The sequence below is a fragment of the Pseudoalteromonas rubra genome (genome assembly GCF_005886805.2).
Classification (GTDB): Bacteria; Pseudomonadota; Gammaproteobacteria; order Enterobacterales; family Alteromonadaceae; genus Pseudoalteromonas; species Pseudoalteromonas rubra_D.
This window is the reverse complement of record NZ_CP045429.1, coordinates 1983536-2008059: the sequence shown is the minus strand read 5'-3', so window position 1 is coordinate 2008059 and position 24524 is coordinate 1983536. Positions and strand designations below refer to the sequence as shown.

At 47.1% G+C, this 24524-nt stretch carries 19 protein-coding genes; 6 read left to right on the top strand and 13 right to left on the bottom strand.

What is annotated here, in order from left to right:
• Window positions 1–2: 2 nt before the first annotated feature.
• Window positions 3–689 (bottom strand): DUF3334 family protein, encoded by a 687-nt coding sequence (locus CWC22_RS08665; RefSeq protein ID WP_010385351.1) that lies wholly within the window; start codon window positions 687–689, stop codon window positions 3–5.
• A 124-nt stretch (window positions 690–813) separates the two neighbouring features.
• Between CWC22_RS08665 and cmoA the strand changes: the two genes are divergently transcribed.
• Together cmoA and cmoB are read left to right on the top strand one after the other, a co-directional pair.
• On the top strand, window positions 814–1539 hold the full coding sequence (gene cmoA / locus CWC22_RS08660) for a carboxy-S-adenosyl-L-methionine synthase CmoA (RefSeq protein ID WP_138536875.1): 726 nt from the start codon (window positions 814–816) through the stop codon (window positions 1537–1539).
• Between the two features lie 10 nt (window positions 1540–1549).
• Window positions 1550–2518: a tRNA 5-methoxyuridine(34)/uridine 5-oxyacetic acid(34) synthase CmoB gene (gene cmoB, locus CWC22_RS08655; RefSeq protein ID WP_125561294.1), complete on the top strand. Its 969-nt coding sequence runs from the start codon at window positions 1550–1552 to the stop codon at window positions 2516–2518.
• Window positions 2519–2591: 73 nt separating this feature from the next.
• On the opposite strand, the gene adk is transcribed toward cmoB, so the two are convergent.
• Complete coding sequence (gene adk / locus CWC22_RS08650; protein ID WP_010385354.1) at window positions 2592–3236, bottom strand: adenylate kinase; 645 nt, start codon at window positions 3234–3236, stop codon at window positions 2592–2594.
• Between the two features lie 198 nt (window positions 3237–3434).
• The gene (locus tag CWC22_RS08645; protein ID WP_125561296.1) at window positions 3435–4334 is read right to left on the bottom strand and encodes an EamA family transporter; all 900 of its coding nucleotides are present in this window, start codon (window positions 4332–4334) and stop codon (window positions 3435–3437) included.
• A gap of 487 nt (window positions 4335–4821) precedes the next feature.
• Between CWC22_RS08645 and CWC22_RS08640 the strand changes: the two genes are divergently transcribed.
• Both CWC22_RS08640 and CWC22_RS08635 read left to right on the top strand, forming a co-directional pair.
• Complete coding sequence (locus CWC22_RS08640; protein WP_138536873.1) at window positions 4822–7038, top strand: TonB-dependent receptor; 2217 nt, start codon at window positions 4822–4824, stop codon at window positions 7036–7038.
• Window positions 7039–7159: 121 nt separating this feature from the next.
• Window positions 7160–8254 carry a hypothetical protein gene (locus CWC22_RS08635; RefSeq protein WP_138536871.1) on the top strand — a complete coding sequence of 365 codons (1095 nt, stop codon included), beginning with the start codon at window positions 7160–7162 and terminating at the stop codon, window positions 8252–8254.
• Between the two features lie 90 nt (window positions 8255–8344).
• Here CWC22_RS08635 and CWC22_RS08630 read toward each other — a convergent pair whose 3' ends face one another.
• From CWC22_RS08630 to glk, 7 genes are all read right to left on the bottom strand, one after another.
• Complete coding sequence (locus tag CWC22_RS08630) at window positions 8345–10219, bottom strand: S8 family serine peptidase (RefSeq protein ID WP_138536869.1); 1875 nt, start codon at window positions 10217–10219, stop codon at window positions 8345–8347.
• Between the two features lie 283 nt (window positions 10220–10502).
• Complete coding sequence (locus tag CWC22_RS08625) at window positions 10503–11930, bottom strand: YfcC family protein (protein ID WP_125561304.1); 1428 nt, start codon at window positions 11928–11930, stop codon at window positions 10503–10505.
• A 203-nt stretch (window positions 11931–12133) separates the two neighbouring features.
• Window positions 12134–13138 carry a type I glyceraldehyde-3-phosphate dehydrogenase gene (gene gap / locus CWC22_RS08620; RefSeq protein WP_138536867.1) on the bottom strand — a complete coding sequence of 335 codons (1005 nt, stop codon included), beginning with the start codon at window positions 13136–13138 and terminating at the stop codon, window positions 12134–12136.
• A gap of 17 nt (window positions 13139–13155) precedes the next feature.
• Window positions 13156–13776 (bottom strand): bifunctional 4-hydroxy-2-oxoglutarate aldolase/2-dehydro-3-deoxy-phosphogluconate aldolase, encoded by a 621-nt coding sequence (locus CWC22_RS08615; protein ID WP_125561309.1) that lies wholly within the window; start codon window positions 13774–13776, stop codon window positions 13156–13158.
• A 23-nt stretch (window positions 13777–13799) separates the two neighbouring features.
• The gene (edd, locus tag CWC22_RS08610; protein ID WP_125561311.1) at window positions 13800–15653 is read right to left on the bottom strand and encodes a phosphogluconate dehydratase; all 1854 of its coding nucleotides are present in this window, start codon (window positions 15651–15653) and stop codon (window positions 13800–13802) included.
• 260 nt (window positions 15654–15913) lie between these two features.
• Window positions 15914–16927 (bottom strand): LacI family DNA-binding transcriptional regulator, encoded by a 1014-nt coding sequence (locus CWC22_RS08605; protein ID WP_138536865.1) that lies wholly within the window; start codon window positions 16925–16927, stop codon window positions 15914–15916.
• A 14-nt stretch (window positions 16928–16941) separates the two neighbouring features.
• Window positions 16942–17958 carry a glucokinase gene (gene glk, locus CWC22_RS08600; RefSeq protein ID WP_125561315.1) on the bottom strand — a complete coding sequence of 339 codons (1017 nt, stop codon included), beginning with the start codon at window positions 17956–17958 and terminating at the stop codon, window positions 16942–16944.
• A 387-nt stretch (window positions 17959–18345) separates the two neighbouring features.
• On the opposite strand from glk, the gene CWC22_RS08595 reads away from it, so the two are divergent.
• Window positions 18346–19368, top strand: a complete 1023-nt coding sequence (locus CWC22_RS08595) for a LacI family DNA-binding transcriptional regulator (protein WP_138536863.1) — start codon at window positions 18346–18348, stop codon at window positions 19366–19368.
• 6 nt (window positions 19369–19374) lie between these two features.
• Here CWC22_RS08595 and CWC22_RS08590 read toward each other — a convergent pair whose 3' ends face one another.
• Together CWC22_RS08590 and CWC22_RS08585 are read right to left on the bottom strand one after the other, a co-directional pair.
• The gene (locus CWC22_RS08590) at window positions 19375–21681 is read right to left on the bottom strand and encodes a methyl-accepting chemotaxis protein (protein ID WP_138536861.1); all 2307 of its coding nucleotides are present in this window, start codon (window positions 21679–21681) and stop codon (window positions 19375–19377) included.
• Between the two features lie 96 nt (window positions 21682–21777).
• Entirely contained in the window at window positions 21778–22701 is a 924-nt protein-coding gene (locus CWC22_RS08585) for an ABC transporter substrate-binding protein (RefSeq protein WP_138536859.1), read from the bottom strand.
• A gap of 202 nt (window positions 22702–22903) precedes the next feature.
• On the opposite strand from CWC22_RS08585, the gene CWC22_RS08580 reads away from it, so the two are divergent.
• Window positions 22904–23095 carry a hypothetical protein gene (locus CWC22_RS08580; protein WP_010385368.1) on the top strand — a complete coding sequence of 64 codons (192 nt, stop codon included), beginning with the start codon at window positions 22904–22906 and terminating at the stop codon, window positions 23093–23095.
• Window positions 23096–23119: 24 nt separating this feature from the next.
• Here CWC22_RS08580 and msrA read toward each other — a convergent pair whose 3' ends face one another.
• Window positions 23120–24391 (bottom strand): peptide-methionine (S)-S-oxide reductase MsrA, encoded by a 1272-nt coding sequence (gene msrA / locus CWC22_RS08575; protein WP_138536920.1) that lies wholly within the window; start codon window positions 24389–24391, stop codon window positions 23120–23122.
• Between the last annotated feature and the right edge of the window lie 133 nt (window positions 24392–24524).

Sequence of the window (24524 nt, the reverse complement as noted above, 5' to 3'; positions counted from 1 at the left end):
CGTTATAATCCAAGGTCTGCCATAAAGTCGTCGTCTGCCACATCTTCTGCTGGCGACTCAGCTTTTTTCGCAGGTTCTGCCTTTTTCGATCTCTGACTAGCGATGATATCATCCGGGTCTACAGCTTCTGTGATATCGTAATCGTGTAGCTTGATAAACTCAGTCTTGTCCATTGCCAGCTCCAGATAGAAAATATTCTGGCCCTGTGTGGTGAAGGTCACGCGGCGTGCCTGTGGCCTGTCCATGGTCGTATCGACCGATATCTGAACCTGCTTATTGATCGCCATCATTTTAGGCTGGTTCTGTGTGATAGAGGTATGCAGTTGCTCACGCACTTTGCTGGTGAAGTCACCCACGATCTGGTTCATCAGTTCCCCCATCACGTTGGATACGTCGTCTGACAAATGACTTTGTGCGATTTCACTCTCCGGCATACCCATTGAACGCATGTAATCCTGATACACTTCCATTGCAGCCTGGGCAGTAAAGTTGGTCACAACCAGACCGGTAAAACCGCCATCAAACAGGACAAAACAACCAATATCTGGACGCATACAGGTACGGGTGATCTTCTGTACCATTGCCGAATAGGCAATCTGATTGCCACTGGCCGAGGACAAAACCTCAGTCACTGAGTTGCAAAGTGTGGATAGGATATCTTCTGTGCTGATCACTTTATTTTTCGCCATGTTGGTTCTCTAACTTACTTCTTATTGTTAATACTAGCCAAGCTACTCAATTTATCACTGACTATCTAGTATAAAATGCTAAAATAGCATGATTATTTTTTCTAAGACAAATTGGACTAGCAGTGTGACGGGCAAAGACAGTATATATGCCACAGAGCAAGAAGTCAGAGACTTCACCTTCGACGCAAACGTAGTAGAAGTATTTCCGGACATGATCCAGCGCTCAGTGCCGGGTTATGCCACCATAGTCAGTACCATGGGCAAGCTGGCAGGACAGTATGCTCAGAGTAACTCTAACCTGTATGACTTGGGCTGCTCACTGGGCGCAGTAACCCTAAGTATGCGCCGTAATATCGATAAAGAAAACTGCCGCATTATCGCAGTAGACAACTCTTTGCCTATGGTTGAGCGCTGTCAGATGCACCTTAAGGGCTTTAAGTCCGATGTCCCGGTAGATGTGCAGCTTGGCGACATCAACGAATTAGCGATCGACAACGCCAGCGTCGTTGCTATGAACTTTACTTTACAGTTCATTCCTCAGGACCAAAGAGCCTCGGTACTGGAAAAGATATACCAGGGACTTAAGCCTGGCGGTGTACTGTTGCTCTCTGAGAAAATCAAAGGCGAAAATGATATCAAAGACAATCTGTTAATTGATCTTCACCATGACTTCAAGCGACACAATGGCTATTCAGAACTCGAGATCAGCCAAAAACGTACTGCCATTGAAAACGTGATGCGTACTGACAGCCTGAGTGCCCACAGAAATCGCCTCGAGGAGATTGGGTTTACTCACACCCAGGTGTGGTATCAGTGCTTTAACTTCTGCTCCATGATTGCGATTAAATAAGAGAAAGACTATGAATTCCTGGTTTACCGATTTTTACGCCGCCATTGCAAAAAGCCCACTCAGTCACTGGCTGGAAACACTGCCAGCGCAACTGTCTCATTGGCAAAAAGAAGCGCAGCATGGCGACTGGCCACAATGGGAAAAAGTATTAAAAAACCTGCCTGATTTACCTGCTGACCAGGTTGATATTCAGAGCAAAGTCTCTTTTACTCGCCAAACCCCCATTTCTGACGGGCATCAAAAGCAGCTGACACATCTGTTCAAACGCATGATGCCATGGCGCAAAGGTCCTTTTCATGTTCATGGTATCGACATAAACACCGAATGGCGCAGCGACTGGAAATGGGATCGCTTATTGCCTCATATCAGCGATTTACATGGCCGCAATGTGTTAGATATCGGCTGTGGCTCTGGTTATCACCTGTGGCGAATGCGCGGTGCGGGGGCTGAGTTTGTGGTGGGCATTGATCCTTCAGATCTGTTTTTGAGTCAGTTTCAGGCGATCAAACACTTTAATCCAGATCCCAACGTCCATCTGCTGCCGTTGGGTGTGGAGCAGCTCCCCGAGTTGAAAGCCTTTGACACGGTCTTCTCAATGGGTGTTCTGTATCATCGCCGCTCCCCCATTGACTTCCTGGCTCAGCTAAAAGCTCAGTTGCGCCCGGGTGGTGAACTGGTATTGGAAACTCTGGTCATCGAAGGTGATGTTAACACCGTCCTGGTACCCACAGATCGCTACGCAAAAATGCGTAACGTATGGTTCATTCCAAGCTGTGATGCGCTTGCTTTGTGGCTGCAACGCGTTGGCTTTAAAGACATACAGGTGGTCGACAAAGACGTGACCTCGCTGGATGAACAAAGACGTACCGAGTGGATGCAAACCGAATCGCTGGCCGACTTCCTGGATCCAAACGACCCCAGTAAGACCATTGAGGGTTACCCGGCTCCGCTCAGGGCAATTATTGTCGCAAAAGCCTGATCATTAACCTGAACATTGGGCACAAAAAAGCCAGCATCTCAGCTGGCTTTTTTAATTTACTCTAAAGGCTAGCTTAGCCTAATAGCTCAGCAAGTTGCTGGCTTACCGCTTCAACAGCCTGAGTACCATCCAGTTTGTGGTACTGAGTATTGCCTGCATCCGCTTCAGACTGGTAGTAGCTTACCAGTGGTTTGGTCTGGTCGTGGTAGATACCAAGACGCTTACGCACTGTTTCTTCTGTGTCATCAGCACGAATGATCAGATCTTCACCTGTCTGATCGTCTTTGCCTTCCACTTTTGGTGGATTGTACACAACGTGGTAAACACGGCCAGAAGCTGGGTGCACGCGGCGACCGCTCATACGCTCTACGATGATTTCATCAGCAACGTCGAACTCGATAACGTGATCAACAGCAATGCCATTTTCTTTCATCGCATCTGCCTGAGGGATAGTACGCGGGAAGCCATCTAGCAGGAAACCATTCGCACAATCTTCTTTTGCAACGCGCTCTTTTACCAGACCAATGATGATGTCATCAGATACAAGCTGACCTGCATCCATCACTTTTTTGGCTTCCAGACCCAGCGGTGTACCTTCGCTGATCGCAGCGCGTAGCATATCACCTGTTGAAATTTGTGGAATACCGTACTTTTCCATTAGAAATTGAGCTTGAGTGCCTTTACCTGCACCCGGCGCGCCTAGCAAAATAATGCGCATAGTGTGTTCCTCGTATGTGAGTTAACTGGATTTTAATTGTGTCGAATTTTTTCACATTGAGCTGGGATACTCAAGGGACTTAGACCAATTGTCTAGCGCTGATTGCTACAGGACGAACAAAATTCGTCCACTAGGTCGCAATATTCGGATTAGCAAAGACAACTGGTCAATTTAACTGCACCCGCTCTGGTAAATTTGTCAGCTGACTTTTCGTTTTACTGGTGCTGTGTTTGAAAAGAATTGAAATAGCCGCTCGCCTAATACGGAAAATGTCAGACCACAGAGGATCACAGCACCACCAATCAACTCAAATGTGTCGACCTGCTCGTTCAGGATCACGCTGGCACTCACGATGCCAACCAAAGGAATGAGTAACGCAAACGGGGTAACTGCGGCAGCGCGATGCCTGCCAAGCAGCCAGCCCCATAGTGCAAATGCCAACAAAGTTGAAACAGGCCCCACATAAAGTAACGCCAGCCATGTCTGTCCACTGCTGCTTAAAACAAGGTTTATCGGTGTATCGTTTTCAAGATAATAGGACAAGGCAAACAGAGGTAAAGGGACCACCACACTGACCCAGACCATGAAATGTAATAAGTTAACCTGCTGTAACTGCTTCATAATCAGATTCGACACCGCCCAGCTTAAGGCCGCGCACAGGATTAATGCTATCCCCAGCAAAGTCACACTACCGGTCTGACTCATAAAGAACATGCCAAACCCACCGCACGCAATGACGGCGCCGACAATCTGAAACCGACTAGCTTGCTCTTTCAGTACCAGTGCGCTCAGTACAATCGTAAACACCACCTGTGCCTGAAGCAATAAGGAGGCAATGCCTGCTGAGGCATCACTTTCCATTGCAACAAATAACAAGCCAAACTTGATGACACCGAGAAACAAGCCAACCCCAAGCACATGCCACACAGAGGTCTTTGGAAAGGGAATAAAAAACACGGCTGGAATTGCCACAATCAAAAAGCGCAAACCGGAGAATAAAATAGGTGGCAACTCTTCCAGTCCCAGTTTGATCACTGAAAAGTTAACCCCCCACACTGTCACCACTAATAGTGCACACATGATACTTTTAAAATCCATACTTCCTTCCTGCACCTGAGACGCCCCCTCCCCTATTTCGGGTCCAAACTACAACGCTAGCACAGCTTCTAAAAGAAAATCAAAATGGGTTGGCGCACATAATTGCAATTAACAGAACAATAAACCTAACTGTCGCGAGTTTTTACTAAAAAGGTACATTCATGTAAAATTACCGAATACAACGACAATGCTATGCAAAAATCAAGCAAAATAAAAATTTTTAACCAAGTTTTATTGCAAAATTATTTCATTACATTGTAGAATGCACGCCCAACCGAATAGCAGCTTTTGCTGGCCTTTCATTTTTAAAATTCTTGTTAATAAAAGTCATGCAGTCCCCTTATGGTGATTGCTTTTTTGTGCGCGTCAATTTTATAAATGTCAAAAGCCAGCTCAGAGATAGCCATTCAACCCGGTTGGCGACTTCCCTCGCAGAAACCACACACACGAGATTTAAAATTAACCGTTTCTAACTTGAGGAACATACATGAGCACCACAGCACGCAATCTTACTCCGATCGCAACCGCCATGGCACTGGCAATGGCCGGCTTATCTTCTGCCCCAGTTCTTGCAGAAGAAGCACAAGCTGAGAAATCAAAAATCGAAGCCATCACAGTAACCGCGACCAAACGTTCACAGGTTATCTATGAAGTACCGATCGCTATGAGTGCATTCTCAGGAGATGATCTGGATGCGCAAGGTATCTCTGACATCACTGATGTGGGCAAATTTGTTCCAAACCTGAATATTACAGGATTTTCTGCAGGTCATAACTCATCTGCAAACCCATTTATTCGTGGTATCGGCTTGCAAGACCACCTGATCACCACAGATCCAGGCGTCAGCGTCTATGTAGATGGTGTTTACTTGGGTCGCCAGGTAGGTCAAAACTGGAACCTGGCTAACATCGAGCGCATTGAAGTACTGCGTGGCCCTCAGGGTACCTTATATGGCCGTAACTCAATTGGTGGTGCCATTAACATCATCACTAAGCAGCCAGACCAGCAAGCAGTTACTAAGGTCAGCGCAGAAACAGGCACTCGTGGCCGTATTAAAGCAAGCATGTTCACTAACCAGGCTGTGACTGATGAACTGGCGTTCAACTTTAATATGGGCTTTAACCGCCGCGGTGGACTGGGTGAATTTACTAACCTGCCAAATGCTGAATACGATGTGGGTGAGAACCAGGAGTTCCATGGTCGTGTATCCGTTAAATACACACCTACCGATGATCTGCGTTTAGTTCTTACTGCTGACGCCAATGACGGTGAAGGTGGTACACGTCCATTTACTGTTTTAATTGATGAAATGCCGGAAGGCCGTTTATATAAAGCAGGCCTGCGCAACTCTATGGTCGCTGCCGACCCGTATGACAATGCAACCAGCAGCATAGAGACAGCGACCGTTTCAAACAAAGCAAACGGTATCTCATTAACTGCCGAATACGACATCAATGCCGATTTTGGCACTAAGTTCATCTTCAGTAAGCGCTCTTCTGAGTATAAAGCGGGCCTGGATGACGATGGTACAGCTATCGCGCTCGATCACTATCCAGAACGTGGTAAAGCAGATCAGACTTCTGTGGAACTTCAACTAACTGGCTACCTGGGCCGCGCGGATTTCGTAACTGGCCTGTACTGGTTTAACGAAGAGGGCAGCAACCGCCAGAGTTCAGATGAAGCAAGCTTTGACGGTGGTCCAACTAAACTCGAGTTGGATCAGGAAACCACCAGCCGCGCCGTATTTTTCAACCTGGGATATGACCTGACAGATGATCTGCGTCTGACCGGTGGTGTACGTTACACAGAAGATGAGAAAGAAGCATCAACTAACGTGTTTGACCCTGTCGGCACCATTTCTTCGAGCAAAGACTGGGATGAGATTTCATGGGAAGCCGCTGCTAACTATACCTTTGAAAATGGTCTTAACTGGTACGGTACGGTTCAAACGGGTTATCAGTCTGGTCAGTACCCTGCTCGTCCGTATTTCCTGATCGGTCAGTTCTTCGGCGAAGGCGGCTTTGACAACCCAAATGCCGCGGCCGCTGTACGTGCTAATAATGCTTTCATGGCAAGTGAAAACATCAGTGCTATCAACTATGAAACCGGCTTTAAAGGTCAATTGACTGACGACTTCAGCATGAGTGTGGCGTTTTTCAATACAGAATATGAAGACCTGCCTTACCAGGTGAATGTAGTAACGGACTCAGGATTCGACACAAACAACCTGATTGTTGAGCAAACTTCACGCGGTATCGAATTTGAAAGCACCTACTATGTCACAGACCGCTTTACCTTGCATTCAAGCTTCGGCTTCATGGATGTGGATGTGGAAGAGCAAAACGGCATTAAGCCGGTTGCCCCGCTCACGCCTGAGTGGACCGCTTCTATCAGCCCGTCTTATGAATTTGAACTGAGCAACAATGCAACCGTCAACACGCGTTTCGATATCTCATACCGCGACAGCATGTATGGTGAGCCAAGCTCAGATCCGCGTCGCATGACACAAATCGATGACCGTACCACAGTCAACTTTGATATCTCTTACGCACCAGCCAACACCAACTGGGATATTTCTTTGTATGGTCGTAACATCTTTGATGAGCGTTATGATGATGCACGCCTGAATACGGGAGACTATATCCTGGTGATCAAGAGCAATGATGCCAGCGAGTTTGGTGTTCGCTACCGCGCGACATTCTAACCAAAATAACCTCATACAGGCTGCCAGTTACTGACTGGTAGCCTGCCTTCCTTCCGTTGTTTACAATCATTCATCAATCACTGTTGTTTTCATAGCTAATAAGCACTAACATGCCGGCTTTTTGAACGAATGCGAGGAAGTCACCCTCTCATTAAATACCACGGGCAACAATGCTAAAAACCTCACTTTTACCTGGACAGTACGTGGCGTAAATGGCGATGTGCCATTCACAGGCCAAGGCAGTGATACCATTAAATTCACCGCCCCGGAAGTCAGCCAACAACCCTCTTTGAGTATCTCCGTAAAACTGGAAGACTCCTCTAACGTGATAGGGTTTGTGGATCAATTTAGCTCTGTATCAGTTGCTGATACAGATACTAACATCATTGCACCTCAACCAAATACTGGCAACGTTGTAGAGGCGCTTGATTTAAGCGTGCTCACTTTTGGTAGTACCTGGACAGAAACAGCACACCAATATATCAAAACGCAGCGTGATGACGGTGGGTTTAACAATATAGTGGTTAAGCTCACCCGCCCAATGGATATTGTCAATGTAGACCAGAATGATCCGGCATTTACTGCGCGAGTATGTGGAGAGCAGCAAAACAGCAGCGTCAAGATTGCCGAGTTCTACACGGATATTGACTGTACAGAAGGGACAGGCTCAACAGTACTCACTCAGAATGAGAACAGCTTTACCATTACCAGAATGTGTGACGAAAACGTTGCGGCTACCAGCACATTCAAACACGTCAGCGACACCCAAAAAGACAGTTTTGGTCAGTTATCTGTCAACTTCACTAACTACCCTGAGTTGAGTGAAACAGCTCAAGTCTGCGGTATCATTGCGACGACGACTGTCGAAGCACTTGAAATCGGCGGTACTAACGTAGTGGACAGTGCCACAGCGACGACTTTGCGACTCGCCAGCGAGTACGAAGGCAGCCCATTATTATTGAAATTTGTAATGGATGACGCACCAGATTCTCCATTCGCTTCAATTAGCAATGTACACGGTTTAGATCAAAAATATGCGCAGCTAAGTACCCCTGTATTCCCAGAGATCAGTGGCCTTAAGAACAGCTGGGGAACCATTGATTTGTCACGCGACAACACGGACACGCACATCAAAGCGGGTTTTGACTTTACGCTACCATTAGGCACGTTCAAAGACGAAGAGGTGACAGGTAGTTTTGAGCTTAAATTAGACTAGCCGTTGTATCACGACTCATTTCAAAACGCCGTATCTCAATGAGACACGGCGTTTTGGTTTATTGGTTGCCATTGCAACCACTTCAAGGGTTTACAGCGTTTTTTTCTTCGTTACTTTCGTTTTATGACCCAGAATACGGATAGACCAGCCCTGTAACACACCAGCCTCAGGATTGTTCTCTACCTCACGAAGTTGACCCCCATTGACGAAATCGAAGAGCCCAAAAGTCCGGGTTTCATCACTCATATCTGTGATGTGTAATGTCCACTGGCCATTGCCTGCATTGGCTTTCTCATCCCAAAACTTGTAACTGAGCATCAGGTGATCTGTATAGCCATCCTGACTACCGGGTGACTGTTCTGGCAAGCCTAAATGCTGCCCTATCAAGTTATTAAAGGGTGACATCAGGATACTGTGGGTACCACTCGGTGATTCCAGCTCTACTTTCAAATCTGAAATACGTGCATGTCGTGCATTGAGTCGGATCTGAACGCCTTCAATAAACAAGTCATCGGTTATATTAATGCTTGCTGTTGTCGTCTGGCTGGCATCATCCGCAATGGTTGCGTTCACAACGTCATTCAGCCCATACCAGGGCGTCTTAACCAACTCAGATGGGAGTTGTTCGATTGCATAACGGCGCACCAGCTCAGTCGCTTTGTCTACATCGATCAAGCCAAAACCATAGTAAGGCGAAAATAGATGCCCTGCTGCGTTAGTGCTCCACCCTTCAAATGCTGTAATACCATTCACATCGATGTCGGCGCGTGTCAGATCCACTTTTGTCGCTGTGCGTGCCAGGAGATGACGAATGTCGCGCGGTGTCAGATCGTGGCTCTGTTGCTGCGCAGCAGAAAGTAGTAACGCAATAGCGCCCGACGTATTCGGTGCCGCTGACGACGTACCATTCATCCGTACAGTAAAATCATCCTCGCCATTACAAGCGAAATTTGCATCAATGTTTTCCAGATACCAGGCACATGAAATACGCGTTGTCGCATGACCTGGGGTGCCTCTGTCCAGTCCACCAGGGGCGGTCAGAAACACATTACTTCCAACCGTCGAATAGTCTGACAACACACCATCAGCACTCAACGCACTAACGGTCAGGTTCCAGAAGTTCGCTGGAGTATAAAGTGAGTTGCCGTTTGTCCAGGGCAAACCATAATTGCCACCAACCGGAAAACTATAACCTAAAAAGCCTAGTCCAGTGTCTGTAAAATAGTGAACGCGAGAATCGCGATATGAATTTCCGGCTGCCTGTACATAGACTGCGGTGCGAGGATCCTGTTCAGTAGACAGAGAAACCGCTTCATAAATCTTTTCCTGCTCGGGTTGGCTGAACATCAGGATATCTTTACCCTGGCTATCCTGAACGGTTTTTGAAAAGGTATAAGGCAGGCTCACTGACGGGCTCATACCATAACTTTTATTAAAAATGCGGATCTGATCTGAAGTTGAATTATCCGTAAGGTCACCATCATAGCCATGGCTTATTTTCCACTGTTCATGACTTTCAAAGGTTCCGCCATAATTGGTAAATGCCGTGACCTTCGCCATTGGCGCGACCCCACGCACACCGATGTTGTTTTGAACCGCTGCAATTATTCCGGCCACCATAGTGCCATGATCGGCGCCCAAATTGAGCTGTGGATCAATTAAAGGATCGTCAATCGTATTGGCATCTAAGTCTGCGTGTTCCATGTCCACGCCAGAGTCCACGACTGCAACGAGAATATCCTGTCCTTTATGACCCCAGATGTGCGTCTGCCATAAGTTCAGATCAATTCCTGATTGAGTATTTGCCAATACGCCCGAATTCAATAAGTTCCACTGTAATGCGAGCATAGGATCACCATTTGGATCAAGCCAACGGTGTTGATAGTCACGATCGGTTGTTGCGAAAGCACTTACACTGAGCAGTGAAGCTATAAGACAAGCAAGAGGCTGTTTCTTTATGTTCATTGTACAGTTCCTTTTATGGGTTCAAATCTATTACTAGCACCTCAACTTTCAAACTGTCAAGCACAAAAAAAACAGAACTCATTTACAATCAAACAAAAAAGGTAACAAAATTACCCAGAACCCCAATTTGTGAACTGAGTCGTAAAAACAATAAGCTTTGGCATGCAACAAGGTGAAAACCCGGATTGACAACGATCTATGTCACGAGCATAACGAGAGGAAGATAAGGCTGAGTGTCGACGCTGAAATTGCTCGCAGAGCACTTACTCTGCGAGCGGATATATTACGAGTGAACCTGTGTCGTTGCATTCACTTTTGGCTGTACATCTTCACCATAACCAAAAGTAACCGCAAGCACCAATACCACCGACGCAGCCAGCATCAACTTGCCGAATAACGGCAGACAGAATCGGAACCATAAATGATAAGGTACACCGGCCATTCCGATGATACCCATCAGTACTGCGTTGGTCGGAATGATCATATTAGAGAAACCATCACCAAACTGGTATGCAAGCACCGCAACCTGACGATACACACCAATGATGTCACCAACCGGTGCCATAAGCGGCATAGTTACATACGCCTGACCACTGCCCGAAGGAATAAACAAGTTCAACAAGGTTTGCATAATAAACATGCCAACTGCAGCCAGCTCAGCACCTAAATGTGAAAGCGGCGATGACATCGCATAAACCAAAGTGTGCAAGATCTGGCCATCTTCCATAATTAACGCAATGCCCCTTGCAACACCAATCAGAATAGCTGTGGTTGCCAGGTCTTTCACCCCTTCGATAAACTCATTTGCAGCACGATCAGCACCGATCTGGCCCACTAACGTAGTGAAAATACCCCAGGAGATAAACACCGCGCCGAGTTCATACAAATACCAGCCCTTTTGGGAAATACCCCAGACTGCCGTGATGATGGTGGCAACGAGGCCGAACAGGATCATTTGATGGCGCTTATTAAGAACCGGGTAATTTGCTTCCGCTGAGCCTGCTAGCGGGCAAGGCAAGCCTTTCGTCAGGGATAGCTCAGGATTTGCCTGTACTTTTTTGGCGTAGCTCCATACATGATGAAAGCCAATTAAAACAAACGGCAGGAAAATCGCCAGACGTAGCTCAATACCTGAATAAACCGGAATGTCAGCAACCTTTTGCGCCACCATCACTGTAAAGGGGTTAAAGGCTGATACACCATAGCCAATCCCATACCCTGCCACAACCATACCCACGGCGGTCATCGCATCCAGCCGCATAGCTTTACACAGTCCCACCAGAATTAGAACAAAGGGAATATATTCGCCCGCAGTACCAATCACACCGGATGCCAGTGCAAAACAAAACACCACCATAAAAATCAGAATATTTGGCTTATGACCAAACCGCTCGAGCAAGCGGCCAATCAAAGCATCAATGGTGCCCGTTGCACGTGCAATTGACAGAACACCACCAACAATGAAAACAAAGAAAATAACGTCTTGTGCAGCCGCAAATGCACGCGGAATAGCAACCAGGAAATCCATCGGTGTTAAATGAGTTTGTGCTTCAGCCAGTGCATAAGTGCCGGGCACGACAGCCTGACGGCCATTATCGAGCGTGACGGTGTCGAAGAAACCTTGCGGAACCAGCCAGGTCGCAATATATGCCACCAGCATCATAGACAACAGCAGGATGAGCGTATGAGGTACTTTAAACCCTTCTTTCATGTTATTTCTTTGTCGTTAATTAAAATTGTGCGCAGTGTAATAAAAATCAACCCTAAGGTGCAAACACCACGCGCCTAATAAACCAACTTTGGCGTTAAAAAAGGTAAACACACGGCTTGGATTAAAAAAGCACGTACAAAAAAGCCCCACATGGTGTGGGGCTAAAATGACGAAAGAATTTAAATTTCTGCTGAGCGTGCTACTTATAGGAACGAAGCCAATGCTTTTGCCTGGTCCAGCATACGATTTGAGAAGCCCCACTCGTTGTCATACCAGGCCATCACTTTAACCAGTTTTCCATCCACTTTAGTCTGAGTCGCATCAAAGACAGAAGAAGCCGGGTTATGATTGAAGTCCACAGATACCAGCGGCAAAGTGTTATACTCTAAGATGCCTGCCATTGCACCTTCTGCAGCCCCCTGAAGGATCTCATTAACTTCCGCAGCGGATGTTTCACGTTTAGCGATAAAGGTCAGGTCAACCACAGAGACATTAACCGTAGGCACTCGTACTGCCATGCCATCCAGTTTACCCGCCAGCTCAGGTAGCACCAGACCGACCGCTTTAGCGGCACCAGTTTTAGTCGGGATCATAGACTGTGTGGCGCTACGCGCACGGTACAGATCTTTGTGGTATACATCACACAGGTTCTGGTCATTGGTATAAGCATGAATGGTGGTCATGCTGCCCTGCTCAATACCTATGGTATCGTTCAACGCTTTGGCCACTGGCGCCAGGCAGTTAGTTGTACATGACGCGTTTGAAATAATAGTGCTATCTGCGTTTATTACTTCGCTGTTCACACCGTGTACCACTGTGGCATCCATATCCGTGCCAGGCGCAGACACAATAACTTTCTTTGCACCCGCAGTGATGTGCTTACCCGCTGTTTCACGCGAAGTAAACAAACCAGTACATTCAAGGACGATGTCAACATTCAGATCGCGCCACGGTAATTGCTCAGGGTCGCGCTCCTGAGTCAGTGTGATCTCATCTTCACCTACAATCAGCGTGTTGTCTTTTAATTCAACGGGGAAGTTAAAGCGTCCATGTACAGAGTCAAACTGAGTCAGGTGTGCGTTAGTTTGTGCTGGTGCCAGATCATTGATCGCGACAATCTTGATCTGGTCATTTTGACCTGATTCGTAAAGTGCTCTCAGTACATTTCTACCGATACGGCCATAGCCATTAATTGCAATATTAATCATAACCCTATTCCCCTAAATTAGTTTACTTCACTTGCTTGTCGAGCAAGCGCTTCGATGGCTTGCCAGTCTTTGTTTGCGATAAGTGTTTTATCGAGCATCCAGGTCCCACCTACACATATCACATTATTCAGTGCCAGGTAGCTGGGTGCTGTTGCTAAGCTGATCCCACCTGTTGGGCAAAACGTCACCTGAGGTAAAGGACCACCGATTGATTTCAGCATCGCCGTACCACCTGCGGCTTCTGCCGGAAAAAACTTAAGAAACTTAAAGCCCTGCGCAGCCAGTTCCATCGCTTCGCTCGGTGTCGCCGCACCAGGCAGAAACGGAATATCAGATTCTTTTGCCAGCGCCAGCAATTCTGAGCTGACACCCGGGCTCACCATGAAGTCGGCGCCAGCCTCAACAGAAGCGTCGAATGACGCTTTGTCAACCACAGTACCTGTGCCTACATAAGCCTCAGGTACCGCTTCTTTCATCGCCTTTACTGCTTGTGCAGCAACTGGCGTACGCAATGTCACCTCCAATGCGCGAAGACCACCGCGATATAATGCCTGTGCTAATGGCACTGCATCTTCTAAATCATCAATAACAATAACGGGTACTACCGGTGCCGCTGATAATATTTCTTTAATGCTCATAATGTCCTCATTCCCAGTTGCTATTATTCTTCTATGCCGAATGCACTCGCACCTAAATCGGCGCTGCTGACAATATTTCTGAAGCCGCTAAATAACTCGCGACCCGTACCAAATGTTGGACCAACTTCCGTTAGTTCAATCTCACGCTGTGCAAGCTCTTCGTCACTAACATGCAGTAACAGCTCACCTTTTGGTGCATCTAATGTGATCAAATCACCTTCTCGTACTTTGGCAATTGGCCCGCCTTCAACGGCTTCTGGAGCCAAGTGAATAGCCGCAGGCACTTTACCGGACGCACCTGACATACGGCCATCTGTCACAATGGCAACCTTAAAGCCTTCATCCTGCAAGCTCGCCATGACCGGCGTCAATTTGTGTAATTCCGGCATCCCTTTTGCCTTAGGACCTTGCTCTTTGATAACCGCAATAAAGTCCTGATTAAGTTCGCCTCGCGTATAAGCTTCTTGCAATGCGGCTTGTGAACTAAATACCTTGGCAGGTGCCGACACCACTTGATGTTGCTCTGCAACGGCCGACACTTTAATCACTGATTTACCTAGGTTTCCACTCAGTAGCTGTAAGCCACCTTGATTGTTGAATGGATTAGAAACAGGTCTGAGTACCTCTTCGTCCAAAGAATCTGCAGGGCAATCAATCCACTTCACTTTTGCCGGACCCTTGCTGTCCGTCATGATGAGTGAAGGATCCACATCCAGTACAGGTTCTTTGGTGTACGCATCTAAACCTTCACCAACAATGGTTTTCACGTCATTGTGTAGGTAGCCCGCATCACGTAACTCACGCATCAGGAATCCCATACCGCCGGCAGCCTGGAAGTGATTCACATCCGCAGAACCATTTGGATAAATACGTGTCAATAACGGTACGACTTCCGATAAATCAGCCATGTCTTTCCAGGTAATGTCAACGCCAGCCGCTTTAGCCATCGCAACCAAGTGAATCGCGTGGTTAGTCGAACCACCCGTCGCTAGCAGGCCAACTAAGCCGTTAATCACTGTTTTCTCGCTGACCACATCCGCGAGGCTATTGACTTTGCCATCACCCTGAAGCTGCTTCAGCATGGTTTCTACCGCGCTGGCTGTAAGCCCTTCACGCAGTTCAGTGTAAGGGTTAATGAATGAGCTGCCCGGCAAATGCAAACCCATGATTTCCATCAGCATTTGGTTTGAGTTAGCGGTACCGTAGAAAGTACAGGTACCGGCACTATGGTAAGACGCGCTTTCCGCTTCCAACAATTCTTCCCGGCTCACCAGGCCTTGTGCAAACTTTTGTCTGACTCGCGCCTTTTCTTTGTTTGGAATACCCGACTGCATCGGACCTGCTGGCAGGAAATAAATGGGAAGATGACCAAATGATAGTGCGCCAATCAACAGTCCCGGAACGATTTTGTCACACACACCTAGACAGAACACACCATCAAACACATCGTGTGAGAGTGCAACTGCTGTCGACATCGCAATGACGTCACGTGAGAATAAAGACAGTTCCATGCCGTCGCGACCCTGCGTTACACCGTCACACATTGCGGGTACACCACCCGCAACCTGCGCAGTCGCATCGTATTTTTCTGCAATCGCTTTGATTTGATCCGGATATTCTTTGTATGGTACGTGGGCAGACAACATATCATTGTAGGCATTGATGATGGCCAGGTTTGGCTGCTCATCGGCTTTTAATCTGGCTTTGTCACTGCTCGAACAGGCCGCCATCACGTGTGCCAGGTTACCACAGCCTAGTCCGGCTCTGACTCGAGTTTGTTTTTTTGCTTGTTCGATACGCTCAAGATAGGCATGACGAGATTGCTGACTGCGAGTGATAACGCGTTGAGTGACTTCATGAATTCGAGGATGCAACATAATTCAACTCTCTATTGTTAGAGGAAAAGGCTCAGTACAGCTCTCCCTGTACTGAGCAGCTTTGATTTACCCGTTCAAAGGTACGCTATCAGATTGTCTCTCACCCCAACCTGACACCGGTGTCACTATATTTACTCACGTTTCTGACACCGGTGTCAACCCTTACATTAAATTTAGTCTAAAATTCACAAATGAACAAATAACAAACAAAAAAGCCCGACCAGTAATGGCCGGGCTTTGGGCAAGTATAAAAATGGGATTTAGTGGTTTTGCGCTGTTGACTCGCGAGTGATTAAACGCGCTTCCAGCACACGATGATAAACCTCTTCCTGAGGCTCAGAAATCTGCAGTATCAGTTGCTCAACCGCCTGTCGGGTCATCTCTTCCACTGGCTGTGCAATGGTCGTCAGGCCCGGCCAGATATGCCTGGCAATAGGTGCATTATCGAACCCGGCAATAGACAAATCCTCAGGCACTCGCAACGCCCGTTGGGTTGCCAGCTTAAGCACAGCAGCCGCCATGTAATCGTTCGAAGCAAACACTGCTGAGGGACGTGGTGTCAGGTCGAGTATTGCCTTGGCACTGTCTGCACCCGAGTGGTAACTGAAGTTACCCTCCGCGACAAGCCGTTCTTGCAAAGGAATTTTATGCTGTTCGAGCGCCCGTTTATAGCCGTTAAACCGGTTTTCGGTGGCACTGTGATCCGGGTGCCCTTTAATAAATGCAATGTCTGTATGCCCAAGCGCAATCAGGTGCTCGGTCAGCTCATACGCGCCCTGCTCGTCGTTACTACACACAGAAATGGAGTCATCATCCTGAATCGCAGAGGCCACCAGCGCATAGTTGACCTGTTTCTGTTTAAGAAACTCAATCAATTCGCGAGAATCAGAAAATGGCGGCGTCAGAACCAATCCATCGAGGCGAGAAGTCGTCAGCAATTGATCTATGTTGTCGATTAATGCCTCCCCTCTGAGCTCACACGGGTGGATCAATAAGTTGTAATTGTGTTTATGACACGCTTCTAACGCTCCGCTTTGTACCCGGGTAATGTAACTTTTACTCGGATTATCATACAGACAGCCGATAATGAAGCTCTTATTGCGCGCTAGCCCCCGAGCTATCGGGTTTGGCCGGTAGTCCAGCTCTTTGAATACCTTAAGTACTTTCTCACGGGTCGCCGGGCTGACGTTAGGTTCATTATTCAGCACACGAGAAACGGTCTTTTTCGAGACCCCTGCGTACTGTGCGACACTGTTAATGGTCACTTTCTTCATTACACTTATCCTGACTATCTGATGCTCGCACGCTCATGTAAACAGGCTGCGGCACCAATCAAAGGAATATTTTCCTGCACGACTAAGGTGACTGGGATTTGGCCTGCGTACTGGCTCATAGGCCCTTTAGTCACAAAACGCTCAACAAACTGACTTGACTTGAGTCGCTCTGCCATTCGCGGCAATATCCCACCACCAATAAATACGCCACCTAGCGCACCAAACGTTAAGGACAGGTCGCCAGCTACGCTGCCGATCCAGTCACAAAAATGATTCAACGTCGCATCGCAGATCTCACACTCTGATGCGCGTTCACTGATCTGTGCTGCACTCAACCTTTCTGCGGTATGGCCTTTTACCTTGGCCATGGCCTGATACAGGTGTGCCAATCCGCGACCCGAGAACACCTCTTCAACAGAGACATGTGCAATCTCCTGTTTCAGAGCTGCCAACAATTGTTGGTCCAATTCGGTTACTGCAGCAAGGCTGATGTGACCAGCCTCACAACTCATCACAGCACTACCATTAATGTCTCTGGCCAGACACGCAGCTCCAAAGCCTGTGCCAGGCCCCATTACCGCGATATTGGCGCCAGCCTGAGCCTGACCCGATTTAATTTCTATATTTTGTTTCGGGTCTAAATAAGGCGCAGCGTAAGCAAAGGCCGCAAAGTCATTGATCACAGCCAGTTCATTAAAACCAAACTGCTGTTTAATATCCTGACTGTTAAACTGCCAGCCAAGATTCGTCAGATAAACCTGCTGCGCCTTAACCGGACCCGCAACGGCTAAACACGCGCGTGTTGGCTTGGCTATAGGTAGTTCATTGAGATAGCGGCTAATGGCAGTTTCAAAAGAGGGGAATTCGGCGCTGGGATACGTAGACTGATGACTAATAACAAACTGATTGTTGCTCGATTCGTAATGGGTTACGACAGCAAAGCGGGCATTGGTACCGCCAATATCTGCAACGACAATTGGCTCAAAGGCCTGTCCTGCGTGATTCGAGCTATGAGGTGTTGTCTGGCTCATGTTGTTTTTCTCTTTTATCTGGGTGCACTAAGTGCACAACTTCCAAGGTAACTGGCTTGGTGATGATGCCAAGATTCAGCTAGATAACTTTGCACGTTCAGCTGAAAAAAGGCTGTCCCCGAAAGGACAGCTAAATACGTTTTGACAACAAAATGATAAAACAGTGACATTATGACACCGGTGTCAGATGGAGGCAATAAAAATTTTCTCCAGATCAGTGCTACGTCTGCCAACTGCGTGTTTTCGCGTCAATTCTATTTGCCATATACAATGTTGTGGAAAAACAACCAATCAAATATGTTACCAGAGCAGTAACAGAGATATTAGACTTGCAAATTTTATTCATTTGCTGACAATAATCAGGTTATCACTCAAAACCAGTGCACTATGAAACCTAAAGGCAAAGCTACCTCTTTTGATATCGCCCATTTTGCGGGTGTTTCCCAGTCTACCGTATCGCGAGCGCTGAGAAACAGCCCGTTGGTCAATGAAGAAACGCGTCGTCGCGTCTGGGAGGTAGCAAAGGAGCTCAATTATAAGGTCGACAAAAATGCCAGTAACCTGCGCACTCAGCAAAGCAGCACACTGGCCTTATTGCTGTTTGAAGACCCCACCGGAGATGAATCACAGATAAACCCGTTTTTTCTTAATATGCTGGGTAGCATCACTCGTGCATGCGCAAAGCAAGGCTATGATCTGCTGGTATCCTTTCAGTCCACCAGTCAGGACTGGCGAGCGGACTATGAGGATAGCCACCGTGCCGACGGTATCATTCTGCTCGGATATGGCGACTACATGGACTACCAGTCTCGCCTTCAGCAATTGCTCACCCAGAATACCAAGTTTGTCTGCTGGGGAGCGACTGTCGATGGGCGTGAAGATTTAACGGTCAGCTGTGATAACTATGGCGGAGGTAAACTGGCAGCGGAACATCTGCTACAGCAAAATCGCTCACAGTATGCTTTTATAGGCGACGCGTCAGAGCACAGCCCTGAATTTTTCGCACGCTTTAAGGGGTTTAGAGACACCCTGACAGCCAATAACTGTACATTGTCTGAACGCCAAATCGCCAATGCGATTTCAACCGAAGAGTCTGGCTATCATGCAACCCGCTCGTTGTTGGCTAACAATATTCAATTTGATGCGTTATTTGCAGCCAGCGATCTCATTGCTATTGGCGCTTTGAAAGCACTCAAAGAGGCCGGTAAAGACGTGCCTGATGATGTTGCCGTTATTGGCTTCGACAATATCGCTGCAGCCAACTTTATCTCACCCGCCCTGACAACCGTACAGCAGAATACAACGCTGGCTGGCCAGATGCTGGTCAATAACCTGCTCTCTTTAATTAAAGGAGAAGCCGTCACAGATACCCTATTACCACCAAAGCTGATTGTCCGGCGATCCGCATAATGACCTTTATTCCAGATGGAATTTGCTAATCTGCTGCTTAAGTAATAGTGCACCTTCATCGGCAGCACTTGCCATTGCATTAACCTCAGTGAGAATGGTACAGTTCGCCTGAGCTAAAGTTGTAATGTCCGATATTTGCTGAGTGACATCTTTAGCCACTGCGCTTTGCTCGGTAGCGGCCGTGGCCATTTGCTCATTGAACGCCTCAATTTTGCAAATTTGCTCGTTAATCTGTTGCAACGAGTCACGTGTGCAATCCGTCGATGATAGGTTATTTTCCGTCAAAGCATGTGCCTCATGAATTGCTGACATCGCACTCGCGGCTCCACTCTGAAGACTCTGTATCATTCGGTTAATTTCCTCAGTCGATTGCTGTGTCCGCTGTGCCAGAGATCGAACCTCATCCGCAACGACAGAGAACCCTCTCCCCTGCTCACCCGCCCGGGCCGCTTCTATTGCAGCATTTAATGCCAGCAAATTAGTTTGCTCTGCAATTGTCTGAATAACCTCAAGTACCTGACTAATGTTGTTTGACTGTTCCTGTAGACTGGACATCTGTTGCATGGTGAGCTCCATCGCTTGCTCCAAACTTTGGGACGATTGCATGTTCTTATCCACATTACTCTTACCTTGTTGGGAAGCACTGACTGCATCATGACTGGCCTCGCTGGTGTATTGCGCATTTTTAGCGACATCCTCTGACGTTGCGGCCATTTGTTCCATCGCTGCTGCTATGTGTACAGTTAGATCCGTTTGATTATCGCTCTTGTTTGTCAATTCAGTGAAGTTCGATTGAAGTTGTGCCATCTGGTCGGACAATGTTTCTGCATTGGTATTAACTTGATTTAAAGTATCTGAGAAGGTCTCAAACATGGAATTTAACGCACGCTCTACCTGTCCTATTTCATCCTGATTATCTGATTCATCAAATCGCTTGGTTAAATCCAAAGAGGTCGCAACTTGATTAATAAAACGGCTCATCTTTTGTATAGGCGTCGCAATGACATTGCCCATCGCCCAGGCAATAACCAATGCAATGACGATCAACACAACTGTAATAACTATGGCTATCGTTGTGATCTGCCCTGTAATTTTTGCGACATCAGCAAACGCTTCGGATTGGTCCAGTTCACTCACTAATGCCCAGGTTTTGCCATTAATATCAACGTCTGTATAGGCTGATGCCACCGGCACATTGCGATAATCCTGAATAATGGCAAACCCGGATTGTCCAGACAATGCCGCTTCTACTGCTTGCGTCCGTACACTCTGCAAGCCGACCGATGTATCAAATCTGTCTATCGCAGCGATAACTTCATAATCGACTCTAGCTTGTTCCAATACCCGTAAATAGCTCGTTTTATCTTCCAATAAAAAACGGCTCATACTGCGCATTTTAAAGTCACTCCCTACCAGGTAGGTTTCACCCGACTCTCCCAATCCCCTCGCCCGCCAGTTCTGCTGATAAGTGAGGATATCGTTAAGTCTGTCGATCGGCATTTGAAAAACCAGCACCGCCAATATTTCATTTTCTCTTACAATAGGTGTCGCAATAAAAGAAGCAGCCGAATTATAGGATGGTGAATAAGGCTCAAAATCAACAAAGGCCAATTCGCCCTCTGGCAATGTTCTGGCAGCTCTGAAAACAGCCCCAAGTCCGCTTTGTGCGTATGGGCCACGCAACAACGACGTTGCGTAATCCAACTCCTTGAATACGGAATAAACTACATGGCCACTTTGTGCATCTACAATAAAAATATCGTAGTAACCAAACTGAGCTAAAAATCTATTAAAGAAGGGGTGGTGAAGACGATGAACATTGTCATACTCACTGCCATCATTAAAACTGGTCAGGGCATTTTTGCTGCCCAGAGGATGCTTGTTTTGCGCAATGTACTTGTCCTGCCAGTATCTGGCTGGTGTATCCAATGCCCCCAAAAGGCGCCGTGTATCAATCGGAGTACCATTTCTTCGTTCAAAGATCTGCCCGAACTCTTCACGATAATAGCGTTCAAGTACACGCTCATCTGGCATTTCTCCTGTTTGCTTAAAAGCACTGGTGAAACGCTCGGCTGCATCGCGGGTAGCCTCATTCTGGGCCAAAGTCAGTAGCTGACCATTGATAAAATCAAAATACGCCGTTAACTGTTCTTTTTTTGCGTCCCTGAGTCCAACTAATCGATGTTGGATCTGCATAGTTAGTGTGCTGGCTACATCTTTTTGTGTAATGATACCCACGCTAACCGACAATATGATGAGTACAACAGTTACCAAAGCTGAGACGCTTACGATCAGTTTTAACTTGATGCTCATGGCACCTCCAGCGTCATCCTGACTTATAATCCCGACAGGTTTTATAAGTCTAGACGAATACCTGTTGTGTTGTGCCTTTTTATTCAATCACGCAGGTTAACGGCAGCTGGCGAACCATTTGCGCCAGTGTATTTGATTATTTTCAAGCCAATGCTTCGCAACCAAGCTTGGGGTGAAATTCTCCAGATTTACCATAGCAGCAAGCTGTTCAAGCATTGCGCCGGTCATATTGAACTGACGTAAGCCCTCTGCCAGGCAAGGATGTTGCTCAAAAAACGGCGTGCTGACCACTTTTTTTAACCAGCCAGATTTGGGGTTGCCGCAGTCAAACAGAAACTTGGGATTCACGCCCCAACCCGGCTCAGTTTCACATCGCTCGTCAAAGTCCGGAAACTCAACAAACTCACCCGGATATACAGCACCCACCCAGTTAGGCGTCCAGTTAAACATGAGAATGGGCTGTTTGATTTTGTGCGCAATGGCCAGCTTTTTCCACAAAGCCTCACCACTTTCGACTTGTTCCACAACAAATGGCAGCTTCAGTGCCCGGATCCTGGCTCTATCTGGCTTTTCCCATGGCCCTGCAATGTATACCCCTTTACCGTGAGAACCGGGACGGGCAAATACCTCCGCACACTGGATCAGTGCCTGCCAATGGGGAAGCCCGGGACAATGTTGCTTAACATAAAGTGGATACCACCAATCTTCACGGGTTTTTAGCGCATAATTCCCCAGGTCGACTATGACCTGGCTTTGCATCAGCTGGGCATATTTATCTGCCATGGTGCCTTCCCACACTTCGACCTGTACGTCCGCCATACCGGCTTTAAGCAAGAACCATTGGCCATCCGTTTTAGCCTCAATAAACTCTGTCTGGTAGCCCAGCTCCGTAAAGATATTAGCAACAATGTGGGACAAAACCTGCTGACTGGTCCAGTCATTGTAGAGGATCTGCACTGGCTGCGCGGCCCTCAGCGACAACGACCATGTCAGAATCAAAACACAGAGCAAACGATACATAATACAGCCGAAGTCAAAAGACAGGTCCCTTAAGTATAGTTAAAAAGTCGCTTTTCCATGGCCCCTCTTTACATGTCTTTTTTATGACACAATTATTTACAAAGATACATGAAAAACAATTTCACAATATTATTACAACTGTACTAACGTGAGTGTTGTTCGATAAATGAACATCACGCATTTTTTTAAAAGGAATATCAAAATGAAACTCAATTTAAACAAAAAAAGCATCAAAAGACTCAGTACAGACAAAGCACTGGCAATGCAAGCGACGCCAGAAGTGGCAGGAGGTCGTCCAAAAAGCTATTTCAATAACTGTGCACCTACCGAAAACCGCTTTTGCTGGGAAGAGTCTATCAACAATTGTCCTCTGTCTCAGGCTATTGGGTGCTAGTCCTTTAGCTCATGGCCGAATTACTCAGTCAGATGACGGGTGATTTGCCTGATAACCTTGTCTTGATTTAAACTCTAATACGGTCGCATTAATGCAGTAGCGATCGCTTCCACCGGGCCCTTCCTTAGCAAACACATGACCCAGATGAATTCCGGATGAACTGGAGCGGATCTCAACGCGTTGCATGCCATGGCTATTATCCTCATGATAAGTCACACTGTCTGCGACCGGATGCTTAAATGACAACCAGCCAGTGCCCGAATTAAACCTATCTTTCGTATCAAATAAAGGCTGACCACTGAGCTTATCAACAAAGACCCCATCCCCTGTTTTCTTGAACAAGTCATATTGCTTACAAAACGGCCTGTCTGTGCCCTGCTCAAATGCGGTTTTAAAAGCGTCGCTGTCACCCAATTTAAATGCACCCAGCGCCTGATAGAATTCCTTACGATTCATATAGCCCTGAAAGCCCGCAACTTCTTTACCATTTTCAAGAAATAAAATGGTAGGTGTTGCCCAAGTTGCAGACATGATACTCAGCCCCTGCAACTGACTGGCACGGCGATAATGTAAAGGAATGCTGCCCTGATAGTCGTTCACAACTTGCTGCTTAAACTTGTCACAATATGGACAGTAAGGCGCATCAATCACAACCACGTGCTTGCCCGTTAGCAAAGCGTCATTGTCAACTTGCTGCTCTGCCACATCGACAAAAGTGACACCCGTACTGTGATCCGGGCAATACCCATTGGGATTTTTCACTAGGTAATTCTGGTGATATTCTTCTGCCCGTACAAAAGCTGCAAGCGGTTTAAGCTTAGTCTGAATTTGGCCATATCCCGCTTCTGTCAACAACACCTGATACTGCTCTGTTAACGAAATAGCCTGCTTTTTTTGCGCTTCATCGGTGTACAGTATTATCGAGCGGTATTGTGTACCTATGTCGTTGCCCTGACGGTTTTTCTGAGTCGGGTCATGGCTTTCAAAATAAGCTTTAAGCAAAGACGCGGTCGAAAGCCGACTGGCATTGTAAGTGACCCGCACTACTTCAGCATAGTTGTTAGGATCAAAACGCCTGCTGGGTGCCGTAATTGCCTTGTAACTTGCTTTAAACCCGCGGCCATCAGCATAGCCTGACTCGGCATCTATCACACCGGGTAAAGCCTCATAACGTTTTTCTGCCCCCCAAAAACACCCAGATCCCAAAACCAACGTTTTAATATGCGAGCTGGCTTGCTCAGGTGTCGTACTGTTGACAGAGACTTCACCAGCATTCACCAGATTCACTACACTCATCAGCGTAAATCCCAGAATTAGTCGTTTATTCACTCCGGTATCCTTTAAATAAATATCTGTTGTCTACTGAGACCGCGAAACCCTAACTGCAATTTCACTTTCGGGGAAAAAACCTACCAGCCCGCACTTTAAC

Bases quoted from the DNA above. Each gene is read 5' to 3' on its own strand.
- CWC22_RS08665 (WP_010385351.1), bottom strand. From the start codon at position 689: ATGGCGAAAAATAAAGTGATCAGCACAGAAGATATCCTATCCACACTT.
- cmoB (WP_125561294.1), top strand. From the start codon at position 1,550: ATGAATTCCTGGTTTACCGATTTTTACGCCGCCATTGCAAAAAGCCCA.
- adk (WP_010385354.1), bottom strand. From the start codon at position 3,236: ATGCGCATTATTTTGCTAGGCGCGCCGGGTGCAGGTAAAGGCACTCAA.
- CWC22_RS08645 (WP_125561296.1), bottom strand. From the start codon at position 4,334: ATGGATTTTAAAAGTATCATGTGTGCACTATTAGTGGTGACAGTGTGG.
- CWC22_RS08640 (WP_138536873.1), top strand. From the start codon at position 4,822: ATGAGCACCACAGCACGCAATCTTACTCCGATCGCAACCGCCATGGCA.
- CWC22_RS08630 (WP_138536869.1), bottom strand. From the start codon at position 10,219: ATGAACATAAAGAAACAGCCTCTTGCTTGTCTTATAGCTTCACTGCTC.
- CWC22_RS08625 (WP_125561304.1), bottom strand. From the start codon at position 11,930: ATGAAAGAAGGGTTTAAAGTACCTCATACGCTCATCCTGCTGTTGTCT.
- gap (WP_138536867.1), bottom strand. From the start codon at position 13,138: ATGATTAATATTGCAATTAATGGCTATGGCCGTATCGGTAGAAATGTA.
- CWC22_RS08615 (WP_125561309.1), bottom strand. From the start codon at position 13,776: ATGAGCATTAAAGAAATATTATCAGCGGCACCGGTAGTACCCGTTATT.
- edd (WP_125561311.1), bottom strand. From the start codon at position 15,653: ATGTTGCATCCTCGAATTCATGAAGTCACTCAACGCGTTATCACTCGC.
- CWC22_RS08605 (WP_138536865.1), bottom strand. From the start codon at position 16,927: ATGAAGAAAGTGACCATTAACAGTGTCGCACAGTACGCAGGGGTCTCG.
- glk (WP_125561315.1), bottom strand. From the start codon at position 17,958: ATGAGCCAGACAACACCTCATAGCTCGAATCACGCAGGACAGGCCTTT.
- CWC22_RS08595 (WP_138536863.1), top strand. From the start codon at position 18,346: ATGAAACCTAAAGGCAAAGCTACCTCTTTTGATATCGCCCATTTTGCG.
- CWC22_RS08590 (WP_138536861.1), bottom strand. From the start codon at position 21,681: ATGAGCATCAAGTTAAAACTGATCGTAAGCGTCTCAGCTTTGGTAACT.
- CWC22_RS08585 (WP_138536859.1), bottom strand. From the start codon at position 22,701: ATGTATCGTTTGCTCTGTGTTTTGATTCTGACATGGTCGTTGTCGCTG.
- CWC22_RS08580 (WP_010385368.1), top strand. From the start codon at position 22,904: ATGAAACTCAATTTAAACAAAAAAAGCATCAAAAGACTCAGTACAGAC.
- msrA (WP_138536920.1), bottom strand. From the start codon at position 24,391: ATGAGTGTAGTGAATCTGGTGAATGCTGGTGAAGTCTCTGTCAACAGT.